Source organism: Pseudoflavonifractor intestinihominis, from assembly GCF_040096055.1.
GTDB classification, from domain to species: domain Bacteria; phylum Bacillota; class Clostridia; order Oscillospirales; family Oscillospiraceae; genus Pseudoflavonifractor; species Pseudoflavonifractor intestinihominis.
Map to the genome: position 1 here is coordinate 157,838 of NZ_JBBMFK010000004.1, position 23,884 is coordinate 181,721.

The window sequence follows — 23,884 nt, forward strand, 5'->3', positions numbered from 1 at the left end:
ATAAGGACGCGGCCGGCTGCACTGGGCAGCCGGCCGCGTCCGAGCGGGAGGAGTATGTGAAAAACGGCGGGCAATTACTGGAACCAGATGGCCATGTCGTACTTGAAGGTGCGGTAGTTCTGCATGGTGCAGTCGTAGGCGTACTGCCGGATGAGCTGTCCGGCGCTGTCGTACTCGCCGAACACCATGGCCACGCCGCTGTTGACCACCCAGTTGTCCCCGCAGGGGGAGGCGTTGGACACGATGCTGGAGTAGGGCACGTCAAAGCTGGAGACCAGGGAATAGGTGCGGGCGTTCTCGTCGATGCGGTAGACGTAGACCTGGCTGGCGTCGTCCCCGTCGCCGTAGAGCTCGGTGCCCACGCTGTCCGCCACCTCCAGGGTGAGGCCGTCCCGGCTGTTCAGGGACCAGTAGTTGTTGTTGTACAGCGCCAGGTAGTACACCCCCGCCTCCTCGCCGTCGGCGTAGTACTCCACGCAGTGCTGGCCGTACTGGGGGACAAAGTCCCCCTCCTGGGTGAGACAGAGACCGGCATAGGCGGTGTCCGCCCAGAAGCGCTCATCCCCCGCCAGCCAGTCCACGGCGGGGGTGCTGTGGAGCCCCGTCACCTTGATGATGGAAGAGGTCTCCCGGGAGGAGATAATCACGCTGTCGTCCTCCGCCATGTACTGCACGCTGTTGAGGTGGAGCCAGTCCCACTCGCCCGCCTGCCAGAAGAAGTCGTCCCCGGCGCCCACAGGCCGGGTGGTCTCAAAGTAGGGCGCCATCAGCTGGCTGAAGTCCACCAGCTCGGTGACCGCGCCGGTGTCCGGGTCGATGGAGAGCAGCCTGTCCTCCACCGTCTCGCCGCCGGTCACCTCCGCCAGGGCCAGCACCTCTCCGTCGGCCCCCAGGCCGATGTCGTGGTGCAGGTCGTATCCGTCCAGCCGGTACACCTGGGTCACCCGGCCCAGCCCGTCGATGCGGGCCAGCTTGGAGGAGGACACGCAGGTGATGATCTCGTCCCCGTCGAAGAGCAGCCGGTCCAGGCCGTACCCCTCCAGCACCATCTCGTACCGCAGCACCCCGTCGTTGTCGAAGAAAAAGCCATACCCCAGATAGCCGTTGACCCGCATCATGGCGAAGAGACCGTCGGCCTGGGCCTGGTCCGACGCTCCTTCGGTCACCTCCAGGCGGGTGGAGTAGCCGGAGGAGGTGGAAGGCATGTCCACGGTGAAGGTCACGATCTGCCGGGCGTTGCCCCACTGGCCGGTCATGGTCAGGGTGACCTGGTTGGTCTCGCCGGGCACCAGGCCGATGAGCTGGAACTCGTGGGTTTTCGTAAACTCCTGCCCGGAGCTGTCGGCGGCCGCGGCGGTGAAGTCGGCGATATCGCCGCCCTCCACATGGACCGTGTAGGTGACCTTGGTGGCCATGTCGGTCTCAAAGTACAGGTACAGGCCGTTGCTGCCCGTGCCGAAGGGGTTGAGCACCGCCAGGGGCATGGTGGCGGTCCAGGAGATGCCGGAGAGCTCCTTCAGGCTCTGGAGGGCGCCGTCCAGCCGCCGCTGCACATCCAGGTCGTAGTAGGTGAAGCCCTCCTCGTCCATGTCCTGGGGGACCAGCTGAACGGCCCGCAGGCCGTCCCCCAGCTTGGCCTGGGCGATGTCCACCCGGAACTCCTCGCTCTGGTCGATGACAGCTCCCGCGTCGATCTCCCAGTCGGTGCGCACCACGTGCTCCTGGGCGGTGAAGGCCTTGGAGACCGCCGTCACCACCATGGGCACCCCCACCGCCAGCACCGCCGCGGCGATGACCAGAATCAGCAGCGCCTTTTTTATACGCTTTGTTGTCATTTGCATTCACCCGCTTTCCTTTGTGCATATCAGGGGGCCTTACAGGAAGGTGATAACCACCAGAACCAAGCCCAGCAGGGTGAGGATCACCCCGGTCAGGCGGTTGAGGAGCCTGGCGTCGGCCCGGGCGGCAATTTTGGCGGCGATCTGGGCCCACGCCAGGGTGAACACCACGCACAGCACCAGCAGGTCCGGCCGGGGCGGGCTGCCCAGGGCGAAGTGGCTCACCGCGCCGGTCAGGGCGGAGAAGGTCATGACGAACACGCTGGTGCCCACGGCGGTTTTCAGCTCATAGCCCAGCAGGACGGTGAGGACCATCAGCATCATCATGCCGCCGCCCGCGCCGAAGAAGCCGCATATCAGCCCGATGCAGGCGCCGCCCGCCGCGCCCTTGACGATCCGGGCCCGGGCGCTGGCCCCCGCGGCTGAAATTATTCTTAAATTTCGTATTTAAAATAAAAGGAGGGACAGAGCGCGTAAAAAGAGAACCGGACCGGCAGGATATCCTGCCGGTCCGGCGCTCAGTTGAGGACCCACACGCCCAGATTCAGGTAAGCGGCAAAGGTCACCCACAGCAGATAGGGGACCTGGAGCAATCCGGCGGCCCTGTCCACCTGAAGGAAGGTGAAGAGCATCCAGAGGATGAGCCCCCACAGGACCAGCAGCCAGAGCAGGGAAAAGCCGAAGGCCTGGAGGCAGAAGAACAGGATGCTCCACAGAAAATTGAAGCCCAGCTGGACGAAGAAGAGCCGCAGGCCCCGTGTGCGGGCGGCGGATGCGGGGGCCAGGAACACCCGGGCCGCGCCGATGCCCATGAGGACAAAGAGGATGGCCCACACGATGGGGAACACCAGCGGGGGCGGGGACAGGGGCGGCTTGACGATGGACTGGCTGTAGGCCTTGGCTCCGTCCTGGGTCAGCCAGCCCGACAGCCCGCCCACCGCCTCGGAGAGCAGGATCCACGCCCCGTAGACCTTCCATGTGTGCTTGATCATACGCAATCACCCGGGGATAGGATATGCGTCCGGCGGGGAAATATGTATGCCTCAGGACTGCTCCGTGTCCTTGCCCTTCTCCCCGTGGGGGAAGGCGCCCCTGACGCCCTTGACCGCGCCGGTGTAGCTGACGGGCAGGGAGATGGAGAAGGTGACCTTGACCAGCCACACAAAGAACAGCATGACCAGGATGGGGATGACGCAGGAGGTGACCAGCATGACGGCCAGGGCCTCGATGAAGCTGTTGATCATGTCGCCCACCTTCTCCGAGATGCCGGAGGCCACGTTGGAGATGCCCTGGGTGATCTTGGAGATAAGCCCCTCCAGGAAGCCCACGTCGTCCTGTTCTTCCGTGCCCTCCGTGCTCTCCTGCACGTCCTCGGTGGTCTGCTTGGCGCTGTCGATAGTGGCCTCGATGGAGGCCTGGTAGGTGTTCTCGATCAGAGTGGAGATCTTCACGCTGACCGGGATGACCAGCACGATGGCCAGGCCGAAGATGAGCAGCTTTTTGGCCAGGGTCCGCAGGCCGTCCCGGTCCAGGAACACGTTGACGGCGTACAGCAGGCAGGAGATGGGAATGAGGAAGGTGAAGGAGACGAACCCGGTGAGGGTCAGCAGGTACTTCTCCAGGTAGATGGCGCACAGCACCACCAGGAAGCCGGAGCTCAGGTCGGCCAGCTTCTCGGCGATGGGTGTGGCGGTGTCGCCGGGGAGCAGGGTGAGGGCGGCGGAGGCGGCGGTGGAGGCGGCGGTCAGCTCCAGGACCGTGGTCTGTTTGGCGTCCAGGGAGGCGATGGAGTCGGCGTGGAATTCGGTGGAGGAGGCGATCCCAGACACCACGAACACGGAGAGGAAGGCCACCAGCAGCGGCACCACCACCAACAGGATCTTGATTCTATTTTTCTCTCTCATAAGCGTTTCCTTTCGTCAGAAGGGTTGATCGAGCGGACAATATCATACCATACCCCGGCCGGGTTGTCACGTCCGGGGGAGATCTCCCGGCTTTTGGAAGGCGGGAGAGTTTTTCCGCGATTCGAAATTACTGCTTGACGGCCTGGGCGGCTGCATCTATGATGGAGGTATCCAGAAACGCTGAGGAGGATGGCTATGAGGTATGAGATTGCAGGCGGTTCCTTCCCCGTTGTGATGTGCCACTTGGAAAACGGCGAAAAGATGATCACCGAGAGCGGCTCCATGGTCTGGATGTCGCCCAACATGCAGATGGAGACCAGCGGCGGCGGCCTGGGCAAGATGTTCTCCCGGGCGTTCTCCGGCGAAAACATCTTCCAGAACATCTACACCGCCCGGGGCGACGGCATGATCACCTTCGGCTCCAGCTTTCCCGGGAAGATCATGCCTATGGAGATCGGGCCGGGCCGGGAGATGATTTTGCAGAAGAAGTCCTTTCTGGCGGCGGAGGCGGGGGTGGAGCTGTCCATCCATTTCAACCGCAAGCTGGGCGCGGGCTTTTTCGGCGGCGAGGGCTTTATCATGCAGCGGCTGTCCGGCCGGGGCATGGCCTTCGCGGAGATCGACGGCGACCTGATCGAGTACGACCTGATGCCGGGCCAGCAGCTGGTGGTGGACACGGGGAACGTGGCGGGCTTTGAGCCCACGGTGTCCATGGACATCCAGCAGGTGCCCGGGCTGAAGAACATGTTCTTCGGCGGCGAGGGCATCTTCAACACCCTGCTCACCGGCCCGGGGAAGGTGTGGCTCCAGACCATGCCCATCAGCAGCGTGGCCATGGCCATCCGGCCCTTCATCCCCACGGGAAACAACTGACCGAGACCGGCACAGGCCGGACGGGGCGCCGCTCCGTCCGGCCTGTGCTTTTTTGGCCCCGGTTGCGTCCGGGGGACCGCTCCGGTATAATACTGTCTGTACCAGGCGATTCATAAAACAGCGGATTCCGGCCGCTTTTATCACTTCAAACCAAGTTCCAATGGGAAGGAGCCCTGCCATGAAGCTCATTCATCTCTCCGACCTGCACCTGGGCAAGCGGGTCAACGAGTTCTCCATGCTGGAGGACCAGCAGTACATCCTGGCGGAGATCCTCGGGATCATCGACCGGGAGGCGCCCGACGGGGTGCTCATCGCCGGGGATGTCTACGACAAATCCGTGCCCTCCGCCGAGGCGGTGTCCCTGCTGGACGATTTTCTGGTGCGCCTGTCCGGGCGGAACCTCCAGGTCTTTGTCATCAGCGGCAACCACGACTCCCCCGAGCGCATGGCCTTCGGCGGGCGGCTCATGGAGGGCAGCGGCGTCCACCTGGCCCCCGTGTACGGCGGCAGGGTGGAGCCCATCACCCTCACCGACGGGTACGGCCCGGTGAACCTGTACCTGCTGCCCTTTCTCAAGCCCGCCCATGTCCGGCGGTGGTTCCCCCAGCGGGAGATCGCCACCTACACCGACGCCCTGGCCGCGGCCATTGAGGCCATGGAGGTGGACACCGCCGGGCGCAACGTGCTGGTGACCCACCAGTTCGTCACCGGCGCGGCCCGGTGCGACTCGGAGGAGGTGTCTGTGGGCGGGTCGGACAACGTGGACGTATCCGTCTTTGATTCCTTCGACTATGTGGCCCTGGGGCACATCCACGGCCCCCAGCGGGTGGGCCGGGACACGGTGCGCTACTGCGGCACCCCGCTGAAATACTCCTTCTCCGAGGCCGGACAGCAGAAGTCGGTCACCGTGGTGGAGCTGGGGGCCAAGGGGGACGTGGCAGTCCGCACCGTGCCCCTCACCCCCATGCGGGACATGGCGGAGCTGAAGGGCACCTATGAGACGCTGACCTTCCGGGGCTTTTACGAGGGGACAGGCTATCCGGGGGACTATGTCCACATCACCCTCACCGACGAGGAAGACATCCCCGACGCGGTGAGCAAGCTGCGGGTCATCTATCCCTATCTGATGAAGCTGGACTACGACAACGCCCGCACCCGGGCGGGAACCGTGGTCGACGGCCCGGAGGACAGGGAGAACAAATCCCCGCTGGAGCTGCTGGAGGAATTCTACGAGAAGCAGAATGGGCGGCCCATGGAGGAGGCCCAGCGGGCCTTTGCCCGGGACCTGATGGAGCATATTTGGGAGGGAGAGGCATGAGACCGCTGAAACTGACCCTGTCTGCCTTCGGGCCCTATGCGGGCACGACGGTGGTCGACCTGGAGAAGCTGGGCACCCAGGGGCTGTACCTCATCACCGGCGACACCGGCGCGGGCAAGACCACCATCTTTGACGCCATCACCTACGCCCTCTACGGCGAGCCCAGCGGCGAGAGCCGGGACCCGTCCATGTTCCGTTCCAAGTACGCCCGGCCCGACACCCCCACGGAGGTGGAGCTGGTGTTCTCCTACAGCGGCAGCACCTACACGGTCCGCCGGAACCCGGAGTACCAGCGCCCCGCCAGGCGGGGCGGCGGCACGACGGTCCAGAAGGCGGAGGCAGAGCTCCGCTTGCCCGACGGCAGCCTGGTGACCAAGGCCAGGGAGGTCAACAGCCGCATCGCCGCCATCATCGGCCTGGACCGGAACCAGTTCAGCCAGATCGCCATGATCGCCCAGGGGGACTTCCGCAAGCTGCTGGAGGCGGACACCAGAACCCGCCAGGAGATTTTCCGGGAAATTTTCAAGACCCGGTACTACATGGTCTTCCAGGAGCGGGTGAAAGGGGAGGCGGGAAAGCTGCAAAAGGCCTGCGAGACCGCCCGGGCCAGCGTGCAGCAGTATATCGGCGGCGTGCTCTGCCGTGAGGACGACCCGCTGGCGCCCAGGCTGGAGAAGGCGAAGGCGGGGGAGCTGCCCTTCCAGGAGACGGAGGAGCTGATCGAGACCCTGATCGGCCGGGACAGAGAGGCGGACGACCGGTGCCAGGAGGCCATGGAGGAGCTGGACCGGGCGCTGAAGGAGACGGCGGCGCTGCTGGGCAGGGCGGAGGAACTGGACAAGACCCGGCGCAGCCTGGAGCAGACCAGGGCCCAGCGGCAGGCGATGCTGCCCAGACTGGAGGAGGCCCGCGGGGCCCTGGCGGCGGAGCAGGGGAGGCAGCCGCAGCGGGAGGCGCTGGCAAAGGAGCTGGCGGCTCTGGAGGCGGAGCTGCCCCGCTACCAGGAGCTCACCGGCAAGCAGGCGGCGCTGGACGCCCTGGAGGAGCGTATTTCCGGCCTGAAGGAGCGGCAGGAGCAGCTGGTCCGGGCCCGGCAGGGGCAGGCGGACCGGCTCTCCGAGTGGAAGAAGGAGGCCGAGGGGCTGTCCCAGGCGGAGGCGGAGCAGGCGCGGCTGAGCGGGGAGCAGTCCATGGCCCAGAGCCGCCGCGCCGCCCTGGATGCCCTGGCCCGGGACATGGCGGAGTGGAAGAATTACGGTGCCCAGCTCCAGGAGAGCCAGACCCGGCGGGAGGCCCTGTCCCGCCAGTGGGAGCAGCTGGCCGGGGAGGTCTCCCGGCAGAGCAGCGCCCTTCAGGCCAGCCGGGAGACCTGGTCGGCTACGGAGGGCCTGGAGGCGGAGGGGGAGAAGCTGTCCCACAGCCGGAGCAAGGCCCAGGAGCGGGCCAAAGCCCTGGACGATCTGGAGGGCCTGCTGGAGCGCTGCCGGGCGTCCAGAGCGTCTCTGGAGCGGGCCCAGGCGGCCTACCGGACTGCGCAGGAACGAGCCGAGGAGGCGGAGGCGGTTTACACCCGGAAGAACCGGGCCTTTCTGGACGAGCAGGCGGGCATTCTGGCTCAGTCCCTGGAGGAAGGGAAGCCCTGCCCGGTGTGCGGCGCCCTCCACCACCCCGCGCCGGCCCGGGCGTCCGCGGAGGCCCCCACCGAGGCGGAACTGAACCAGGCCAAGGCGGCTGCCGAGGCCGCCCGCCGGGCGGCCGGCGAGAAGAGCCTGGCGGCGGGCGGGGAGAAGACCGCCCTGGAGGCCAGGGAGGAGCAGCTGCTCCTCCAGATGGCCCCCTATGTGGCGGAGCCCAGCATAGCGGATGCCGCTGCGCAGCTGTCGGCCTGCAAGGCGGAGACCGCCGCTGTTCTGGCCCGGATCCACCGGGAGCAGCAGGACCTGGAGGCCCGGCAGACCCACCGGGAGGAGCTGGGACGGAGCATCAGGAGCCAGGAGGAGGAACTGGCGGCGCTGAACGCCCGGCAGGAGCAGCTGCGGGCGGACATGACCGGGGCGGAGGTGGCCCAGAGCGGCCTTCAGGGCCAGCGGGAACAGCTGGAGGGCAAGCTCCGGCGGCAGCTGGCCGAGCAGCTGGAGGGCTGCACCCTGGAGGCGGCGCCCCTGCGCATTCCGGCGGAGCTGGAGGCCGCTCGGGCCGCGCTGGATGAGCTGGGGCGGCGGCAGAAGGAGGCCGCAGCCCGTGCGGCCCGGAAGAAGGAGCTGGACGAGAAGATCCCCTCGGCGGAGCAGGAGGAGAAGAAGCTGGAGCAGGCGCACGCCGACTGCCGGGAGGCGCTGGCCGGGGCGGAGAGCCGGAAGCGGGAGCTGGCGGGACAGCTGGCCGAGCTGCGCGGCGGCCTCCGCTGGGCGGACGACGCCGCCGCCCGGGGACGGCAGAGCGCCCTGAAGGAGGAGATCGCGGGGCTGGACAAGGCCCTGGAGGCGGCCCAGACGGCCTGCGGCGCCCGGGAGAAGGAGCTGGCCGGGCTGGACACCGCCATCCGGGGGCTGACGGAGCTGCTGGAGGGCGGGGAGACCATCGACGTCCCGGCCCAGCAGGCCCGGAGCCAGGCGCTGAACGAGGCCCGGAATACCCGGGCCGCGGAGCGGCGGACCATCCACACCCGCCTGACCACCAACCAGACCGCCCTGGGGAACATCCGGGGGAAGGCGGCGGATCTGAAGGCCCTGGAGGCGCGGTACACCTGGGTGCGGGCCCTGTCCGACACGGCCAACGGCGCCCTGCAGGGCAAGGGAAAGGTGGCCCTGGAGACCTATATCCAGATGACCTTCTTCGACCGCATTCTCCGCCGGGCCAACGTCCGCTTCCTGGTCATGTCGGGCGGACAGTACGAGCTCAAGCGCCGCCGGGAGGCGGAGGACAACCGCAGCCAGAGCGGCCTGGAGCTGGACGTGGTGGACCACTACAACGGCTCGGAGCGCAGCGTCAAGTCCCTGTCCGGCGGCGAGTCCTTCAAGGCATCCCTCTCCCTGGCCCTGGGCCTGTCCGACGAGATCCAGTCCGCCGCCGGGGGCATCCGGCTGGACACCATGTTTGTGGACGAGGGCTTCGGATCCCTGGACGAGGAGTCCCTCCAGCAGGCCATCCGGGCCCTCACCGGCCTGACCGAGGGGAACCGCCTGGTGGGCATCATCTCCCACGTGGCCGAGCTGAAGGAGAAGATCGACAAGCAGATCGTGGTTACCAAGGACCGGACCGGCGGCAGCCGGGTGGAGGTCGTGGTGTGATTTGAGGCGGCCGCTCCGGCTGGGGCTTGCCATGGCCGGGGCGGCGTGGTATAATAAATACAAAATCAGAGATTTGTTTTTATTCTGGGAGGGACACCATGCCGAAGGTGGCTTATACGGAGGAGGAGCGGGCGCGGGTCCGGGCGGCGCTGCTTGCCACGGGGCTGGAGCTGATGGCCCGGCAGGGCATCCAGCACACCACTGTGGAACAGATCTACAGGGCAGTGGGCATCTCGCGGACCTTTTTCTACTCCTTTTTCCCCACAAAGGAGGACTTTGTGGTGGAGACCCTCTACCTCCAGCAGCCCAAAATTCTGGCCTACGCCAGACAGCTGATGGCCGACCCGTCCCTCAGCTGGCGGGATGGAGTGCGGCAGTTTCTCCACGCATGCTGCTACGGCGAGAAAAACGGCATCGCCGTCCTCACCGTGGAGGAACAGCAGCTCATTTTCCGCCGCCTCTCGCCGGAGAGCTACCAGACTTTTCGGGAGAAGCAGGCGCGGCTCTTCGGAGACATCCTGGAGTGCTTCGGCGTCCGGGCGAACGGGGAGCGGGTGGCCCTGTTCACCAACCTGAGCCTGAGCATCATGATCCTCCGCCGGGCCATCCCCAGCACCCTGCCCCTGTTTGTGCCCGAGGCCGCCGACAGGACCGTGGCCTTTCAGATCGACGCCATTGTGGACTATCTGGAGACAGTGAGAGAATAAACCCCACAGATTCGCCTGAATATATCAGGTTCGCCCCTGTTCAGGCGGATCTCTTTTCACAGAGAATAAAGATAAAATACTGTATTTGTTTTTATTTTCCCGACGGAGCGCAGGGACGGAAGCCCGTCCCCCTCAGATAAATGACGCCAGGAGGAGACGACCATGGGATTTTTCAGCAAACTTTTCAAGGGACCGGAGATCGACATGGAGAAAAGCAGGGCCAACGCCCAGAAGATGCGGCGGCTGTTCAACCAGGTGGTGGAGGACGGGGACCGGTACAGGCTGATCTACGGCTATACCGAGGACGTGAGCCGGTTCAACTACGGCTTTATCCACGGCAGCAAGACCAAGATCGGCAATTTGATCGTGGGCTGGAACCAGGCGGAGGAGACCATTGTGGTGGTGCCCACAGTCCCCGACCTGTCCGGCTGCGGGGACCCCGTCTGGTACCGCCGTTCCGAGATCCTGAAGGCCTACCGGAACAAGTACCCCACCGACGCCTTTGTCATCTACCCCGACCGAAAGGGCTATATCGCCATCAACGCCTACGACTGGCTGGAGGACGAGAAGCTCTATGTGTATGTGTCCCAGGAGCAGGAGCTGGCCGACTTCACGGCGTTCTTCACCGAGCGCTTTGCCAAGAAGTGAGGGGCACATGTGGTTTTACGAGCTGGGTGCCATACTGCTGGTCCTTGTGGCCGTGGTGATTGTGGGCAACCTGTGGTTCCATACGGTGGAGTCCCTGCTGGACCGGCTCAAGGGCCTGTTCAGCAGGCGCAAGGACTAGCCGGCATGGCACCCCTTGGAGCCGGAACAGGAGGAGCGGGACGATGATTGACTTTGATGAGATCCAGAGACGGGCCCGGGCGGCCAGTGAAAGGGCCTCGGCCAACTTGCGGGAGGCCGTGGAGAAGAGCGAAGCGCTGGCCGGCAGGATTGGGGAGGAGCCGGAGGAAAAGCTCTCCTCAGAGGAGGGCCGGGTGGAGGCCAACGCCCGGCAGCAGGTGGAGATCCTGGGCCAGACCTTCAGCGAGGAGGATATGGCCCAAACGGCGGCCAACCAGGCCCAGATGGTACAGATGATGCAGGAGCAGATGGCCCAGGCGGCCTCCATGGGGGCGGATGCGGTGATGAGCCAGCTGTTCGGCGAGGACATGGGGGTCATTGCGGCGGCGCTGGAGACCCTGTCCATGGAGGAGGACGGCGACGAGGAGGAACGTACGCTGGGCCCGGAGGAGGAGCAGGCGCTCTACACGCTGCTGGAGGACACCGTGGCCCGGCTGGAGGCCATGCCCGAGCCTGAGCCGGAGCCCTACGGGAAGGACACCGCCCGGTGGGAGCAGTTCGGCGTCCTTCTCTCCGGCATTGTCTCTACCCTCAACGACCACCGGCTGGACGGTATGGATGTGGAGGAGCATATCCCGGTCATGGAGCAGCAGGTGGTGTCCATTGTGCGACGATCCTGGGGCATTGACGGCCGGGCGGACCTACTGGACATGATTCGATATCTGTCCCGGGAGGGCTACACCCTGCGGTACCGGATCTATGCCCAGGCGGCCTCGCCGGAGGAGCTCTGGGACGAGGACGACGACCAGGAGGACCGGGAGAACACGGCCCGGGCCTGGCGCTTTGCCCAGCGGTACCGGGACCATTACGCCCCAGGCTTTATGGCGGGCTGGGACGTGGGGCGGGCCGCCATGCTGACCCGCTGGGGCAGCTATCTGGGCTGGCTCACCCGGGAGGAAGCGGAGGGCATCCTGTGGGACCTGTCCCAGCAGGCGGCAGAAGAGCTGAACAGCTGGCGGGAGTTTGCCCAGTCCTACCTGTTCGGCGGCCTGATGTGGAAGCTGCTGTGCGGAGACCCGTCGGCAGCCAGCTATCTGGGGTACATAGCGGACGCCGCCGCAGCGCTGCTGGCCGGAAAAGAAGGCCGGGGCGGACAGTGGCGGGACTTCCCCTGGCCTGCCCGCCGAAAAATCGGTTTTGTGCACTGATGGAGGAGAAATGCAGTGACCAAGCCAGGAAACGGCGTGTTTTGGAGACAGAGGGCCGTTTGGAGCACCGGCGGCACACTGGAAGCTGAGGAAGGTCTTGACAATGTCCATCAATGACGGTATAATGTCCTTCACAACCGAACAGGACAATTGAAGCGCCCAGGAAAAAGCCGTTGGCTTGTCGAAGGAGTAACACTCTCAGGCGTTCCGGACCGGAACAGAGACTGCGCGTGGATGTCACTCTGGAGAAGCTCACGAACTGGGTGCCGAAGGGGCAAAGCGGCGCGGGACAGCGCCGCCAATCTCTCAGGCAAAAGGACAGAGGATGCACAGGGACGGCGGGGTCATTGGCCCGGCCGGAGGCAGTGTTTTTTCTTTTCAGGCCGTGGGCAGACCCACGGTCTGTTTTTTTGAAGAGGAGAGAAAACACTATGATGGAAGCACTGCAAGCGCTGGAGGCGTGGCTCTATCCCCACGTCTGCAACATCAACGTCACCCTGTCCAGCTACATTCTGGTCTTTCTGCTCATCGGCGTGGGGCTCTGGTACTCCATCCGCACCCGCTTCATCCAGATCCGCTGCTTCGGCGAGGGCATGCGGCGGGTGTTCGGCAACCTGTCCCTGCGGGGCGGGCGGCAGGAGCGGGGCATGAGCTCCTTCCAGGCCCTGGCCACCGCCGTGGCCGCCCAGGTGGGCACGGGCAACATCGTGGGCGCCTCGGGCGCCATCCTCACCGGCGGCCCCGGGGCCATCTTCTGGATGTGGATCATCGCCTTCTTCGGCATGGCCACCATCTACGCCGAGGCCACCCTGGCCATCAAGACCCGGATCACCGACGACCAGGGCCACTTCCACGGCGGCCCGGTGTACTACATCACCACCGCCTTCAAGGGCGCCTTCGGCAAGTTCCTGGCCGGCTTCTTCGCCGTGGCCATCATCCTGGCCCTGGGCTTCATGGGCTGTATGGTCCAGTCCAACTCCATCGGCTCCACCTTCCAGACCGCCTTCCACATCCCCTCCTGGGTGGTGGGCATCGTGCTGGTGGTCATCTGCGCGTTCATCTTCCTGGGCGGCATGGACCGCCTGGCGGCTGTGACCGAGAAGCTGGTGCCCGTCATGGCGGTCATCTTCCTGGCCGGCGGCCTGGTGGTGCTCATCGCCCGGTACCGCTACATCCCCGAGACCTTCGCCATGATCTTCCGCTACGCCTTCCAGCCCCAGGCCATCATCGGCGGCGGCTTCGGCTACGCCATCAAGACCGCCATCAGCCAGGGCGCCAAACGGGGCCTGTTCTCCAACGAGGCGGGCATGGGCTCCACCCCCCACGCCCACGCCCAGGCCAACGTGAAGGACCCCCACGATCAGGGCGTGGTGGCCATGGTGGGCGTGTTCATCGACACCTTTGTGGTGCTCACCCTCAACGCCCTGGTCATCATCTCCACCCTGTACACCAGCGACGGCATCCTTCACACCGGCGCCATCCCCGAGGGGATCGGCAAGACCAATCTGGCCCAGACCGCCTTCGGAACTGTGTTCGGCGGGGAGGGGGGCGCTGCGTTCGTGGCGGTGTGCCTGTTCTTCTTCGCCTTCTCCACGGTGCTGAGCTGGAACATGTTCGGCAAGATCAACGTGATCTATCTCTTCGGCAAAAAGGCCGCGCCGGTATACGCGGTGGTCGCCCTGATCTTTATTTTCCTGGGTACCCTTATGTCCAACGATCTGGTGTGGGAACTGACGGATATGTTCAACAACCTGATGGTCATCCCCAACGCCATCGCCCTCTTTGCCCTGACGGGCACGGTGGTGAACATCGCCCGGGCCCACTCAGGGAAAAAAGCAGTCAAAAAATAAGCTGAAGCGCCAGCGCCCGCCGGGACCATGTCCCGGCGGGCGCTGTTTCCGTGAGAGGGCCTCCCGGCGTGAAAAACGGCGGAAAGCTGAAATTTGTTTTCAGATTTTTTGCGAGAAGGGGCATATGACGGCTCCTCGGGCGAGAAAAGTGGAAAACCGACTTGTAAAGCGGGAGGGCTTGCGCTATAATGTAGAAAAACGACAGGGAGGGAAAAGCATGGGAATCTGGAACAAGGTGCGGGCGCGCATCCTGGGCGAGAGCTGGGAGGCGCCGGACAGCGCGGCGGAGAAGGACCCGCCGGAGGACAGCCGGCCGGGCCGGAGCCAGAGCTTTTCCCCGGCGGACGACACGGGGATGGGCAAGGTCATGGTGCTTACCCCCGGCAAGTATGTGGACGCGGGCAAGATCGCCGACTGCCTGCTGGACGGCTACGCGGTGGCGGTCAATCTGGAGAGCGCCTCACGGGAGGCGGCGCGGCGGATCGTGGACTTTCTCAGCGGCGCGGCCTACGGCCGGGACGGACAGATGGTCCAGATCGGATACAGCGCCTATCTGCTCCTGCCCGCAGGCGTGAAGCTGCTGGACGGAGAAGAGGAGAAGGACCCGGACGGCACCGGCTTTGAGGACGCCCAGGACCTCCGGCAGCGGTACAGAGCATAGGGATATACAAAGTATAGGGATATACAAGAAGGGGACCGGCAGTTGGCCGGTCCCCTCTTTATGTATCAGCGCTTATTCAAAGGTCACCTGGGCGTTCAGGGGCACGATGTTCACATAGGTCTTGCCCCGGCCGAAGACGATGGGGTTGCCCTCCAGGTCGGTGTAATAGAGCTGTCCGTCGGGCTCGGACTTGCTCCACACCAGGTCTATGACCTTGCCGCCGCAGGCGAAGTACCCGGTTCCGCCGCTGGACAGGTCCACGGAGACGTGGCCGTAGGAGTCGCCGGTGCTGCGGCAGGCGGTGCGCAGCACCACCACGTTGGTGACGCCCACCTGCTCGCCGGTGTTGCCGTCGATGTAGGCGTCCCCGTACTCGGACACCAGGTAGCGCCCGGTGTCCTGATCGTAGGTGAACACGCCGGTCTTGTAGTTGGAGAAGGGCACCGTGATGACGGGGGCGTCGGTGCCGCCGGCGGGGGTGCCGTCGTCGGCAAAGTCCATCTGGTAGGTCCAGCCCTCCTTGTGATCCTGCCGGAAGGAGGCGGCGGAGAAGATCTCATCGATCTTCGCGCCGGTGGTGACCACGCTGTGGACATACCCGTTGGCCTTCACACGGCCCGGGTCCCGCCACATCAGGTTGCCGCCCTCGGTGTTGCTCATGTAGGGGCCCCGGACGCCGTCCAGAGAGGTGACCCCCCAGGCCCTGATTTTGCCGTAGGCGTCCTCCACACCGGCCACATCGCTGCCGCCGGCGTGGATGAGAATGGCGTCGTGGCCCAGGGCCAGTTCCAGATAGTAGGTGCGGGTGGAGCGGACCGAGCCGATGACCCCCGCATCCCGGGGATTCTGGTACACCGCCATCATGCGGGTGATGCCGCCCTCCTCCAGGCACTCGTAGATGATGTCCGCATTGGACTGGCCCTGCTGGGGCAGCGCCTGCTCCAGGTTGTTGAGCATGATGGCCACCGGGCGCTTGTTCACCCACTCCTCCTCCATGGGCTCGCCGGTGAGGGGGTTCCGGGGGCCGGTGTACTCGGGCTCCGGGGTCTCGGTAGGCGTGGCCGTGGGGCTGGGGGAGGGCTCTGGGGCCTGGGTCCTGGCGGGCAGGGTGGGGATGTCGGGGGGCGTGGGGGTGACGTCCGCCGTCTTGGAGCCGCAGGCGGAGAGCAGGAGCAGCAGGGACAGGCAGAGCGGGAGCATCCGGCGCAGACGCATGGCAAAGGCCTCCGTTCGTCAAGATTCTGTTTTTATAGTACCGGGTGAGAGGGCCGGTGTCAAGGGAATGGAGGAGAGAAAAGCCGCCCGGACGGCCATGGTCCGGGCGGCTGGAGATACCGAAAATCAGTCGGTGGTGTAGTTGTCGAAGTAGCCCTGGATATAGACGATGGGGGTGCCCTTGTCGCCGGAGCCGGAGGTCAGGTCGCACAGGGAACCGATCAGGTCGGTGAGGCGGCGGGGGGTGGTGCCCTGGGAGACCATGTTGCCCACCAGGCTGCTGCCGTCCTTCTTGCGGATCTGGTCCTTGATGGCGTCCCGGAGGGCCTCGCCGGACAGGGAGGCGAAGTCGTTGTCGGCCAGGTACTTCAGCTTCAGCTCGTTGGGGGTGCCCTCCAGGCCGGCGGTGTAGGCGGGGGAGACCACCGGGTCGGCCAGCTCCCAGATCTTGCCCACCGGGTCCTTGAAGGCGCCGTCGCCGTAGACCATGACCTCCACATGCTTGCCGGTCTCGGCGAGCATCTTGGCCTGGATGGCCTCCACCAGGTCCTGGCAGGGGCGGGGGAACAGCTTCACCTTGTCCTCGGTGGCCTTGTTGGAGCCCAGCAGGCCGTAGGTCTCGTTGCAGCCGCTGCCGTTGACGGGGGCGGTCATGATGTCGTCCAGGGTGAGAACCTTCTCCGCGCCGGCGGCCTGGAGCAGGCGCTTGGTGCGCTTGCGGGTGTGGATGTCGCAGGCCAGGACGGTCTTGGTGTAGTTCAGAATGGCCCGGGGGTCGTTGGCGAAGATGATCTCCACCTCGGCGCCGCACTCCTGGATCAGGTTCTGGTAGTACGCCACATAGTCCACGCCGGTGAAGGGGTGCTTCTCGTAGCCGAAGAGCTCACGGTAGCGCTCCAGGGTGAGCACGTCCTTGTAGGGGTCCACGCCCTTCTCGTCCACGGCGTCCAGGCTGATGAGGTGGTTGCCCACCTCGTCGGAGGGGTAGGAGAGCATCAGCACGATCTTGCTGCAGCCCTTGGCGATGCCCCGCAGGCAGATGGCGAAGCGATTGCGGGACAGGATGGGGAAGATGACGCCCACGGTGCCGCCGCCCAGCTTGGCGCGCACGTCGGCGGCGATGTCGTCCACGGTGGCGTAGTTGCCCTGGCTCCGGGCCACAATGGCCTCGGTAATGGCAATGACGTCCCGGTCGCGCACGGTGAAGCCGTCGTCCTTGGCGGCCTCCAGCACGGAAGAGGTGACGATATCCACCAGGTTATCGCCGCTGCGGATAATGGGGGCGCGAACGCCGCGGGAAACGGTACCGACCATCCGGCTCATGAAAAAACACTCCTAAATTTCAAATTTCTGTACAGAGCGGCGGGAAGCCGCCCGGCCATATTACAACATATTATACAACAAATCAAGATCCGGGCACAATAGATAATTGGATCGGGTCCGTAAAAAATCCGTCAAAAGGCCAGCTGATTCGGGGAGATGCGGTCGGCCTCGGTGATGGGGCGGATGGGGCGGCAGGGGACGCCGGCGGCCACCACTCCGGCGGGGATGTCGCGGGTGACCACGCTGCCCGCGCCGATGGTGGAGCCTGCGCCTATGGTGACGCCGCCGCAGACCACCGCGTTGGCGCCGATCCAAACATTGTCCTCCAGGGTGATGGGGGCGGAGGTGCTGATGCCCTGGGACCGCTGCTCCGGGTCCAGGGAATGGCCCGCGCAGGCCAGGCACACGCCGGGGGCGAGGAAGGCCCCCGCCCCGATGTGGACGGGGGAGGTGTCCAGGATGACGCAGTTGTAGTTGATGACGGCCAGGCCGTGGGTGTGGATGTTGAAGCCGTAGTCGCAGTGAAAGGCGGGCTCGATGAAGGTGAGGGGGTGGCAGGTGCCCAGAAGCTGCTCCAGGATGTCCTGCCGCAGCGCCTGCTGGTCGGGTGCGGACTGGTTGTAGGTCCAGCAGAGCCGCTGGGCCTTGGCCTTCAGGTCAGAGGGGATGTTCCGGTTCTGGCCGGTGTACCCCGTCCGACTCCGGAGAAGATCCAGAAGTTCCATGGTGAAAATTCCTTCCTGTACAGTGAGACTTATGAAAGGGGCAGACAGGCGCCCCGGCATGAGCCGGGGCGCCTGTTGAAGCGGTATTGGAATTAGCGGCGGATGATCTCGTGGCGCTTGGGGCCGGTGGACACGGTCTTGACCGGCACGCCGATGTGCTTCTCAATGAAGTCCACGTAATCACGGGCCTCCTTGGGCAGCTTGTCGTACTCGGTGACGCCCCGGATGTCGCACTTCCAGCCGGGCAGGGTCTCGTAGACGGGCTTGGCCTTGTCCAGCAGGGGGGAGACGGGGAAGTCAGTGGTGACCTTGCCGTCGATCTCGTAGCCGGTGCACACCTTGATCTCGTCCAGATAGCCCAGGCAATCGATGGCGGTGAGGGCGACCTCGGTGGCGCCCTGGACCATGCAGCCGTAACGGGTGGCCACGGCGTCGAACCAGCCCACACGGCGGGGGCGGCCGGTGGTGGCGCCGAACTCGCCGGCGTCGCCGCCCCGGCGGCGCAGCTCGTCGGCCTCATCGCCGAACAGCTCGGACACAAAGGCGCCCGCGCCCACGGCGGAGGAGTAGGCCTTGGAGACGCACACCACGTCCCGCAGGGCGGTGGGGGGCACCGCAGCGCCCACGCAGCCGAAGCCGGCCAGGGTGTGGGAGGAGGTGGTGAAGGGGTAGATGCCCAGATCCGGGTCCTTCATGGAGCCCAGCTGGCCCTCCAGCAGGATCTGCTTGCCCTCCTTCAGGGCCTGGTGGACAAAGGCCACCGCGTCGCCCACATAGGGGGCGATCATGTCCCGGTAGCCCATGAGGGTGTTGAACAGCTCCTTGGGGTCCAGGGCGGGCTTGTGGTACAGGTGCTCAAAGAGCACGTTCTTGATGACGCAGACATGCTCCAGCCGCTCCATCAGCCGCTTCTCGTCAAACAGATCGCAGACCTGGATGCCGATCTTGGCGTACTTGTCGGAGTAGAAGGGGGCGATACCGGACTTGGTGGAGCCGAAGGCCGCGCCGGCCAGACGCTCCTCCTCATAGGTATCCTGGAGCACATGATAGGGCATCAGCACCTGGGTGCGCTGATCCACGATGATGTGGGGGGCGGGCACGCCGCCGTCGGTCAGGGTTTTCAGCTCATGGATGAACTTGGGCACGTCCAGAGCCACACCGTTGCCGATGATGTTGGTGGTGTGGGGGTAGAACACGCCGGAAGGGAGCTGATGCAGTGCGAACTTTCCATAATCACAGATAATGGTATGGCCTGCGTTGGCGCCGCCCTGAAAGCGGATGACGACATCGGACTCCTCGGCCAGCAGATCAGTGATCTTGCCCTTGCCCTCGTCGCCCCAGTTTGCGCCTACAATTGCTTTGACCATAATCGTTCCTCCTGCCGCGGGGATTCGCGCGTTGGCCTTTTCCCACGGACGGACGATATTATATCCCCGAATTTTTCAGATTACAAGGGACAAATTGTAAAAAACTGCGATTTCCAGGGAAGTTTTCTCTCCGGGCTGGAAGCTGTCCGCCTCGGACGGAAGAGGATGGAAAAGACTGTCCGTCACAGGGGAAATTCCGGACGGGGGAGGGGAAATTCCGGGATGCCCTCGGCGGCGGGGCACAGGGTGTGGAGGGGGTAGAAGATCACCAGAGCGTCCTCGGTCAGGTAGAAGTTGTCCGGGTCAAAATCCGCCTCCACCCGGCGGGGCCAGTCCTCGTAGAACAGGAATTCCCCGGAGGAAGCCCGCTGGGCGCACTGATCCGCCACCGCCGTCAGCACCTGCCGCCGCCAGCGGGTCCTGGGCGGGAAGAGGGCGGACAGGGGGATGGGGGTGCCCGAGGACAGGGCCCAGGTCTCGCCCGACCGCGCCAGCAGAGGCCGTGCCGTTCCGTGCTTCTCGGCCGCGTCGGTATGCAGGCTGAGCAGGCCGCCGCCGTTGCAGGTGACGGTGAAGTCCAGCGCCGCAGTCCAGGGGGTGAAGGGCCGGGACTGCGCCCTGGCCTCGGTCAGGGCGGCGCAGGCCATGGCGTACAGGGTTCCCTCCCAGTGGGCCCGCCAGGTCTGGGTCTGCCGGGCAAAGCAACGGCCAATGCGCCGCAGCCCCGGCGTGTCCCCCTCCAGCTCCGGCCACCGGAGGGACATGGTCAGCACCGGCTCCTCCTCCAGCGTCAGCACCCGTTCCTCCGGCGCCGCCTTTATGGTCGCCGTCTCCACTGTGCGTCTTCCAGCCATGGACGCCCCCTCCTTTTTTTCAAACCGTTCTGCACCATCCTATGCCCAAAGGGCGGGTTTGACAGAAGTTTTTCTCTGTGCTACGCTAAAGCAAAAGGAAAGGGGGAGCGCGGCATGGTTCGGCTCTATATCCGGGTGTCCGGCCGGGTCCAGGGCGTGGGCTTCCGGTGGTTCACCTGCGCCACCGCCGCCCGGCTGGATCTGACCGGCTGGGTGCGCAACCGGGAGGACGGCGACGTGGAGATGGAGGTCCAGGGGGACGAGGGTCCTGTGGAGGAATTTGTCCGGGCGGTGTCCCGGGGTCCCAGGTACGCCCTGGTGGACAGTGTGGAGCGCCACGCCCTCACGCCCGAGGAGGGAGAGCGCTCCTTTCATGAGCGGGGCAGCCTGTGGTGAAATTTTAGGTATAAAAAGGACAAATATTGTTTACTTTCATGATTCAGTGATTTAAAATATAATGTGATAAATCATGAAAGCACACACTTACCAAAAATACCAAAAGGAGGCTGTCAGCCTATGACCAAGGGTGACAAGAAGGAACACAGCGATATCCTCTACGAGACCATTCTCACCCTCAAGGATCTGGACGAGTGCAAGAAATTTTTCTCCGACCTGTGCACCGTGGCCGAGCTGCGGGCCATGGAGCAGCGCTTTGAGGTGGCCATTCTGCTGTCCAACGGCATGATCTACAACGATATTCTGGAGCGGACCGGGGCGTCCAGCGCCACCATCAGCCGGGTGAACCGCTCTCTCAACTACGGCGCGGACGGATACACCACCGTGCTCCCCCGGGTGAAGGAGAAGCTGAGGGCCGATGGAAAGCTATGAGTTCCTGGCCGGGTGCTACGATGAACTGACCACCGACGTGCGGTACAGCCGCTGGGCGGACTACATCGAAAAGCACTTTGCCCGCAGCGCCCTGCCCATCCGTACGGTGCTGGATCTGGCCTGCGGCACGGGCAGCCTGACGGCGGAGCTCATGGGCCGGGGCTATGAGATGATCGGCGTGGACCGCTCGGCGGAGATGCTGTCCGTGGCGGCGGAGAAGTGCCGGGACCTGGCGGGGGAGCCTCCCATCTTCCTGTGCCAGAGCATGGAGAAGCTGGACCTGTACGGCACCATCGACGCCTGCGTCTGCTGCCTGGACAGCGTCAACTATGTCACCCGTCCCCAGACCCTGAAGAAGGCCTTCCAGCGGGTCCACCTGTTCCTCATGCCCGGCGGGCTGTTTCTCTTTGACATCAACACGCCGGACAAGCTCCGGGGTCTGGACGGCGGCATGTTTATCGACGAGACCGACGACGCATACTGCGTCTGGCGGGCGGAGTACTCCCCACGGCGGCGTATCTGCACCTACGGCATGGACATCTTCCGCCTGGAGGCCGACGGCCGCTGGAGCCGGGGGGAGGAAGTCCACGAGGAGTACGCCTACCAGCCCGACGAGCTGGAGGAATACCTGCGGGAGGCGGGCTTCACCCGCATCCGCCGCCACGGCTGCCTGAAGATGCGCGCCCCCGTGCCCGGAGAGGAGCGCATCTTCTTCACCGCCGTGAAAAAGGGCTGAACATCTGCGTATACCCGAATGAAAGGAAACAAAATCGCTTATGTCTGATCAGATTATCCGTATGCTGGCCAAGGACGCCCCGGTGAAGGCCTCCGCCATTACGGCGGGCGCCCTGGTGGAGCGTGCCCGCCAGATCCACAAGACCCTGCCCACCGCCACCGCCGCCCTGGGCCGCGCCCTGATGGGGGCGTCCATGATGGGCAACCAGCTCAAGGAGGAGAAGGGCTCCCTCACCCTGCGGGTGAAGGGGGACGGCCCCCTGGGGAGCATCACCGCCGTGTCGGACAGCGAGGGCAACGTCCGGGGCTATGTCCAGAACCCGGCGGCCGATCTGCCCCGGAAGCGGCCCGGAAAGCTGGACGTGGGCGCCGCCGTGGGCGCCGGTTCCCTCACCATCATCAAGGACCTGAACATGAAGGAGCCCTATGTGGGCACCATTGAGCTGCTCTCCGGCGAGATCGCCGACGACATTGCCGCCTATTTCCTGGAGAGCGAGCAGATCCCCACGGCCTGTGCCCTGGGGGTCCTGCTGGACACCGACCAGTCCGTCCTCTGCGCCGGCGGTTATCTCATCCAGCTGCTGCCCGGCGCGGATGAGAGTGTGATCCGCACCATCGAGCAGGGGGTGGCCCGAGTGGGCGCGGTGACCGACGCTCTCCGGGACGGCATGACCGCCAAGGGCCTGCTGATGCAGGTGCTGTCCGACTTCGATATGGAAGTGCTGGAGGAGAGCCCGGTGGAGTACCGCTGCTATTGCAGCCGGGACCGGGTGACCCGGGCCCTCATCAGCATGGGGAAGAAGGATCTGCAGGACCTGATCGACGAGCAGGGCAAGGCGGAACTCACCTGCCAGTTCTGCGACAAGGTGTACCGCTACTCCAAGGAAGAACTGGAGGCCATTCTGGCCGCAATGTGATAAAAAAGCGTGATTTTCCCTGCACAGAGCGGGGGAAAATGCAAAATGCACCTCCTGCCGGAGCGATCCGGAAGGGGGTGCATTTTTTTGACCAGGGGACCATTAATGCAAAAAAAAGAAAAAATATCGACAACTTTCAAAAATGATAGAAATTATTAACATGGGATAATGCGGTAAAAAATAATAGCATGTAAAATATGAGGCACCACAAAAAGGAAGGGGGAGAGAGGGTTGCTGCTGATTGATTTTTTTCAGAAGGCCCTCGGGATCTCCGACGAGGCATTGGTGCAGGAGACGCTCAGGGTTTCGGAGACAAGAGTGTTAAAAAAAGGGGAGTACCTGATCCGTCAGGGGAACGTACCCACACACGTGTGTTTTCTCACCCAGGGAATCATGCGCGGCGTTTTTTCAGATGTGAACGGGAAGGAGATCACAGACTGCCTGGTGTTCCGCTGCGGCTCGCCCGCCATGCCCGCGTCGGACATCAACCAGCCCGCACCCATCGACGTGCAGGCGCTGACCGAGTGCGAGATCGTACGGATCGCCGTGCCTGAGGTCAACCGGATGCTTCGGGTCTACCCCGCGCTGTCGGAGCTGTACCGGCAGCTCATCGTGGAGTCCTCCAAAACCCACTGGGAGCTGAAGATTGCCATCTATCAATACACGGCCATGGAGCGCTACCTGTGGTTCCAGCAGGCCTATCCCGGACTGAGCGACAAGATCAGCAACAAGTACATCGCATCTTTCCTCAACATGACGCCCGTGACGCTGAGCAGGCTCAAACAGGAGCTGAAGCGGCAGGGCGGCGCGTAAAAGGGTAAAAAGAGACCGGAACCGCATGCTGCGGTTCCGGTCTCTCTTTTGGGGGCATGGATCAATAGCAGAACTTGCCGACAGGCTCGCCGTTGATGACGCAGTAGACAGCGCCGTCCTCGGGCTTCATGTACAGCTCCATGGTCTCAATGGCCTCGGTGTGGCCGGCCTCGGCCCACACCTTCTTGGCGCCGGCGATCATGGTGGACTCGGTCACCTGACGGCCGCAGTACTCCAGGACGAGGGTGGTCTTGGGCTCCACGGTCTTCTCGGCGGGAGTCTCCACGGCCTTCTCCTCGACGGCCTTCTTGGCAGGGGCCTTCTTGGCGGCGGTCTTGCGGGCGGTCTTCTTCTCGGCGGCCTTGGGGGCGGTCTCGGTCACAGTCTCGGTCACAGCCTCGGGCTTGACCTCAGCCTTGACGGCCTGGGCCTCCACGGTCTCCACAGCCTTGGCGGCGGTCTTTTCCTCGGCGGCCTTCACGGCGGCCTCGCGACGCTTCGCACCAGCGATCATATTTCAATTCCTCCAGTCCATTTGTTCAGACGTGTTTCTATGAATTGCTGCAATTATTCTACAACAATTTTCCGGTAATTGTCATATATAAAATGTAAGAATTTTCAAAAGCGGACAGAGGGGATTTTAGCTAATGCGTACTGAATGGGGCTGAATTT

The 23,884-nt window shown here is 64.3% G+C and carries 24 protein-coding genes and 1 riboswitch; of the genes, 14 read left to right on the forward strand and 10 right to left on the reverse strand.

The genetic code is table 11. The features are described from left to right. Positions 1-74: 74 nt before the first annotated feature. The 4 genes from WMO64_RS04105 to WMO64_RS04120 all read right to left on the reverse strand — a co-directional run bounded on the left by WMO64_RS04105 (position 75) and on the right by WMO64_RS04120 (position 3,742). A complete protein-coding gene (locus tag WMO64_RS04105; RefSeq protein WP_349231100.1) occupies positions 75-1,835 on the reverse strand; it encodes an aryl-sulfate sulfotransferase in 1,761 nt (586 codons plus the stop codon). Positions 1,836-1,874: 39 nt separating this feature from the next. Beyond that, on the reverse strand, positions 1,875-2,285 hold the full coding sequence (locus WMO64_RS04110; RefSeq protein ID WP_349231123.1) for a TSUP family transporter: 411 nt from the start codon (positions 2,283-2,285) through the stop codon (positions 1,875-1,877). A 71-nt stretch (positions 2,286-2,356) separates the two neighbouring features. Then, positions 2,357-2,830, reverse strand: coding sequence for a TspO/MBR family protein (locus WMO64_RS04115; RefSeq protein WP_294517152.1), 474 nt, complete (start codon positions 2,828-2,830; stop codon positions 2,357-2,359). Positions 2,831-2,881: 51 nt separating this feature from the next. Continuing rightward, positions 2,882-3,742, reverse strand: coding sequence for a hypothetical protein (locus tag WMO64_RS04120; RefSeq protein ID WP_294517150.1), 861 nt, complete (start codon positions 3,740-3,742; stop codon positions 2,882-2,884). Between the two features lie 195 nt (positions 3,743-3,937). Between WMO64_RS04120 and WMO64_RS04125 the strand changes: the two genes are divergently transcribed. The 9 genes from WMO64_RS04125 to WMO64_RS04165 all read left to right on the forward strand — a co-directional run bounded on the left by WMO64_RS04125 (position 3,938) and on the right by WMO64_RS04165 (position 14,435). Beyond that, positions 3,938-4,615, forward strand: a complete 678-nt coding sequence (locus WMO64_RS04125) for a TIGR00266 family protein (protein ID WP_294517147.1) — start codon at positions 3,938-3,940, stop codon at positions 4,613-4,615. A 178-nt stretch (positions 4,616-4,793) separates the two neighbouring features. Then, positions 4,794-5,933 carry an exonuclease SbcCD subunit D gene (locus WMO64_RS04130; RefSeq protein WP_349231101.1) on the forward strand — a complete coding sequence of 380 codons (1,140 nt, stop codon included), beginning with the start codon at positions 4,794-4,796 and terminating at the stop codon, positions 5,931-5,933. Next, positions 5,930-9,223 (forward strand): AAA family ATPase, encoded by a 3,294-nt coding sequence (locus WMO64_RS04135; protein ID WP_349231102.1) that lies wholly within the window; start codon positions 5,930-5,932, stop codon positions 9,221-9,223. Before WMO64_RS04130 ends, WMO64_RS04135 begins: the two co-directional genes overlap by 4 nt. Positions 9,224-9,321: 98 nt before the next feature. Then, complete coding sequence (locus WMO64_RS04140) at positions 9,322-9,930, forward strand: TetR/AcrR family transcriptional regulator (protein WP_294517141.1); 609 nt, start codon at positions 9,322-9,324, stop codon at positions 9,928-9,930. 162 nt (positions 9,931-10,092) lie between these two features. Then, on the forward strand, positions 10,093-10,578 hold the full coding sequence (locus WMO64_RS04145; protein ID WP_294517138.1) for a hypothetical protein: 486 nt from the start codon (positions 10,093-10,095) through the stop codon (positions 10,576-10,578). 7 nt (positions 10,579-10,585) lie between these two features. Beyond that, a complete protein-coding gene (locus WMO64_RS04150) occupies positions 10,586-10,717 on the forward strand; it encodes a hypothetical protein (protein WP_349231103.1) in 132 nt (43 codons plus the stop codon). A gap of 43 nt (positions 10,718-10,760) precedes the next feature. Further along, positions 10,761-11,924 (forward strand): DUF1266 domain-containing protein, encoded by a 1,164-nt coding sequence (locus WMO64_RS04155; protein ID WP_349231104.1) that lies wholly within the window; start codon positions 10,761-10,763, stop codon positions 11,922-11,924. 232 nt (positions 11,925-12,156) lie between these two features. Then, a riboswitch (glycine riboswitch) is annotated at positions 12,157-12,256 on the forward strand. A 102-nt stretch (positions 12,257-12,358) separates the two neighbouring features. Continuing rightward, the gene (locus tag WMO64_RS04160) at positions 12,359-13,774 is read left to right on the forward strand and encodes an alanine/glycine:cation symporter family protein (protein ID WP_349231124.1); all 1,416 of its coding nucleotides are present in this window, start codon (positions 12,359-12,361) and stop codon (positions 13,772-13,774) included. Between the two features lie 217 nt (positions 13,775-13,991). Then, entirely contained in the window at positions 13,992-14,435 is a 444-nt protein-coding gene (locus WMO64_RS04165; RefSeq protein WP_294522628.1) for a cell division protein SepF, read from the forward strand. Between the two features lie 72 nt (positions 14,436-14,507). Here the strand turns inward: WMO64_RS04165 and WMO64_RS04170 are convergent, their stop codons facing one another. The 5 genes from WMO64_RS04170 to WMO64_RS04190 all read right to left on the reverse strand — a co-directional run bounded on the left by WMO64_RS04170 (position 14,508) and on the right by WMO64_RS04190 (position 19,919). Then, complete coding sequence (locus WMO64_RS04170) at positions 14,508-15,650, reverse strand: DUF3048 domain-containing protein (protein WP_349231105.1); 1,143 nt, start codon at positions 15,648-15,650, stop codon at positions 14,508-14,510. A 126-nt stretch (positions 15,651-15,776) separates the two neighbouring features. Further along, positions 15,777-16,973 carry a coenzyme F420-0:L-glutamate ligase gene (locus tag WMO64_RS04175; RefSeq protein WP_294522639.1) on the reverse strand — a complete coding sequence of 399 codons (1,197 nt, stop codon included), beginning with the start codon at positions 16,971-16,973 and terminating at the stop codon, positions 15,777-15,779. Between the two features lie 131 nt (positions 16,974-17,104). Continuing rightward, positions 17,105-17,698, reverse strand: coding sequence for a sugar O-acetyltransferase (locus WMO64_RS04180; protein WP_349231106.1), 594 nt, complete (start codon positions 17,696-17,698; stop codon positions 17,105-17,107). Positions 17,699-17,790: 92 nt separating this feature from the next. After that, the gene (locus tag WMO64_RS04185) at positions 17,791-19,065 is read right to left on the reverse strand and encodes an adenylosuccinate synthase (protein WP_349231107.1); all 1,275 of its coding nucleotides are present in this window, start codon (positions 19,063-19,065) and stop codon (positions 17,791-17,793) included. 182 nt (positions 19,066-19,247) lie between these two features. Then, a complete protein-coding gene (locus tag WMO64_RS04190; protein ID WP_349231108.1) occupies positions 19,248-19,919 on the reverse strand; it encodes an RsiV family protein in 672 nt (223 codons plus the stop codon). 114 nt (positions 19,920-20,033) lie between these two features. Between WMO64_RS04190 and WMO64_RS04195 the strand changes: the two genes are divergently transcribed. The 5 genes from WMO64_RS04195 (at position 20,034) to WMO64_RS04215 (ending at position 23,212) form a co-directional block, all read left to right on the forward strand. Continuing rightward, positions 20,034-20,315 (forward strand): acylphosphatase, encoded by a 282-nt coding sequence (locus WMO64_RS04195; RefSeq protein ID WP_294522651.1) that lies wholly within the window; start codon positions 20,034-20,036, stop codon positions 20,313-20,315. A gap of 120 nt (positions 20,316-20,435) precedes the next feature. Then, positions 20,436-20,747, forward strand: coding sequence for a YerC/YecD family TrpR-related protein (locus WMO64_RS04200; RefSeq protein ID WP_294522654.1), 312 nt, complete (start codon positions 20,436-20,438; stop codon positions 20,745-20,747). Continuing rightward, a complete protein-coding gene (locus WMO64_RS04205) occupies positions 20,734-21,483 on the forward strand; it encodes a class I SAM-dependent DNA methyltransferase (protein WP_294522656.1) in 750 nt (249 codons plus the stop codon). The genes WMO64_RS04200 and WMO64_RS04205 overlap by 14 nt, the downstream gene beginning before the upstream one ends. 40 nt (positions 21,484-21,523) lie before the next feature. Further along, complete coding sequence (gene hslO / locus WMO64_RS04210; RefSeq protein ID WP_294522659.1) at positions 21,524-22,399, forward strand: Hsp33 family molecular chaperone HslO; 876 nt, start codon at positions 21,524-21,526, stop codon at positions 22,397-22,399. Between the two features lie 318 nt (positions 22,400-22,717). Further along, positions 22,718-23,212, forward strand: coding sequence for a Crp/Fnr family transcriptional regulator (locus tag WMO64_RS04215; protein ID WP_294522662.1), 495 nt, complete (start codon positions 22,718-22,720; stop codon positions 23,210-23,212). Between the two features lie 61 nt (positions 23,213-23,273). Here WMO64_RS04215 and WMO64_RS04220 read toward each other — a convergent pair whose 3' ends face one another. Continuing rightward, positions 23,274-23,726 (reverse strand): DUF6465 family protein, encoded by a 453-nt coding sequence (locus WMO64_RS04220; protein ID WP_349231109.1) that lies wholly within the window; start codon positions 23,724-23,726, stop codon positions 23,274-23,276. Positions 23,727-23,884 lie beyond the last annotated feature (158 nt).

Coding starts and splice junctions, on each gene's coding strand:
- WMO64_RS04105 (WP_349231100.1), bottom strand. CDS start 1,835: ATGACAACAAAGCGTATAAAAAAGGCGCTGCTGATTCTGGTCATCGCC.
- WMO64_RS04115 (WP_294517152.1), bottom strand. CDS start 2,830: ATGATCAAGCACACATGGAAGGTCTACGGGGCGTGGATCCTGCTCTCC.
- WMO64_RS04120 (WP_294517150.1), bottom strand. CDS start 3,742: ATGAGAGAGAAAAATAGAATCAAGATCCTGTTGGTGGTGGTGCCGCTG.
- WMO64_RS04125 (WP_294517147.1), top strand. CDS start 3,938: ATGAGGTATGAGATTGCAGGCGGTTCCTTCCCCGTTGTGATGTGCCAC.
- WMO64_RS04130 (WP_349231101.1), top strand. CDS start 4,794: ATGAAGCTCATTCATCTCTCCGACCTGCACCTGGGCAAGCGGGTCAAC.
- WMO64_RS04135 (WP_349231102.1), top strand. CDS start 5,930: ATGAGACCGCTGAAACTGACCCTGTCTGCCTTCGGGCCCTATGCGGGC.
- WMO64_RS04140 (WP_294517141.1), top strand. CDS start 9,322: ATGCCGAAGGTGGCTTATACGGAGGAGGAGCGGGCGCGGGTCCGGGCG.
- WMO64_RS04145 (WP_294517138.1), top strand. CDS start 10,093: ATGGGATTTTTCAGCAAACTTTTCAAGGGACCGGAGATCGACATGGAG.
- WMO64_RS04150 (WP_349231103.1), top strand. CDS start 10,586: ATGTGGTTTTACGAGCTGGGTGCCATACTGCTGGTCCTTGTGGCCGTG.
- WMO64_RS04155 (WP_349231104.1), top strand. CDS start 10,761: ATGATTGACTTTGATGAGATCCAGAGACGGGCCCGGGCGGCCAGTGAA.
- WMO64_RS04160 (WP_349231124.1), top strand. CDS start 12,359: ATGGAAGCACTGCAAGCGCTGGAGGCGTGGCTCTATCCCCACGTCTGC.
- WMO64_RS04165 (WP_294522628.1), top strand. CDS start 13,992: ATGGGAATCTGGAACAAGGTGCGGGCGCGCATCCTGGGCGAGAGCTGG.
- WMO64_RS04170 (WP_349231105.1), bottom strand. CDS start 15,650: ATGCGTCTGCGCCGGATGCTCCCGCTCTGCCTGTCCCTGCTGCTCCTG.
- WMO64_RS04175 (WP_294522639.1), bottom strand. CDS start 16,973: ATGAGCCGGATGGTCGGTACCGTTTCCCGCGGCGTTCGCGCCCCCATT.
- WMO64_RS04180 (WP_349231106.1), bottom strand. CDS start 17,698: ATGGAACTTCTGGATCTTCTCCGGAGTCGGACGGGGTACACCGGCCAG.
- WMO64_RS04185 (WP_349231107.1), bottom strand. CDS start 19,065: ATGGTCAAAGCAATTGTAGGCGCAAACTGGGGCGACGAGGGCAAGGGC.
- WMO64_RS04190 (WP_349231108.1), bottom strand. CDS start 19,919: ATGGCTGGAAGACGCACAGTGGAGACGGCGACCATAAAGGCGGCGCCG.
- WMO64_RS04195 (WP_294522651.1), top strand. CDS start 20,034: ATGGTTCGGCTCTATATCCGGGTGTCCGGCCGGGTCCAGGGCGTGGGC.
- WMO64_RS04200 (WP_294522654.1), top strand. CDS start 20,436: ATGACCAAGGGTGACAAGAAGGAACACAGCGATATCCTCTACGAGACC.
- WMO64_RS04205 (WP_294522656.1), top strand. CDS start 20,734: ATGGAAAGCTATGAGTTCCTGGCCGGGTGCTACGATGAACTGACCACC.
- hslO (WP_294522659.1), top strand. CDS start 21,524: ATGTCTGATCAGATTATCCGTATGCTGGCCAAGGACGCCCCGGTGAAG.
- WMO64_RS04220 (WP_349231109.1), bottom strand. CDS start 23,726: ATGATCGCTGGTGCGAAGCGTCGCGAGGCCGCCGTGAAGGCCGCCGAG.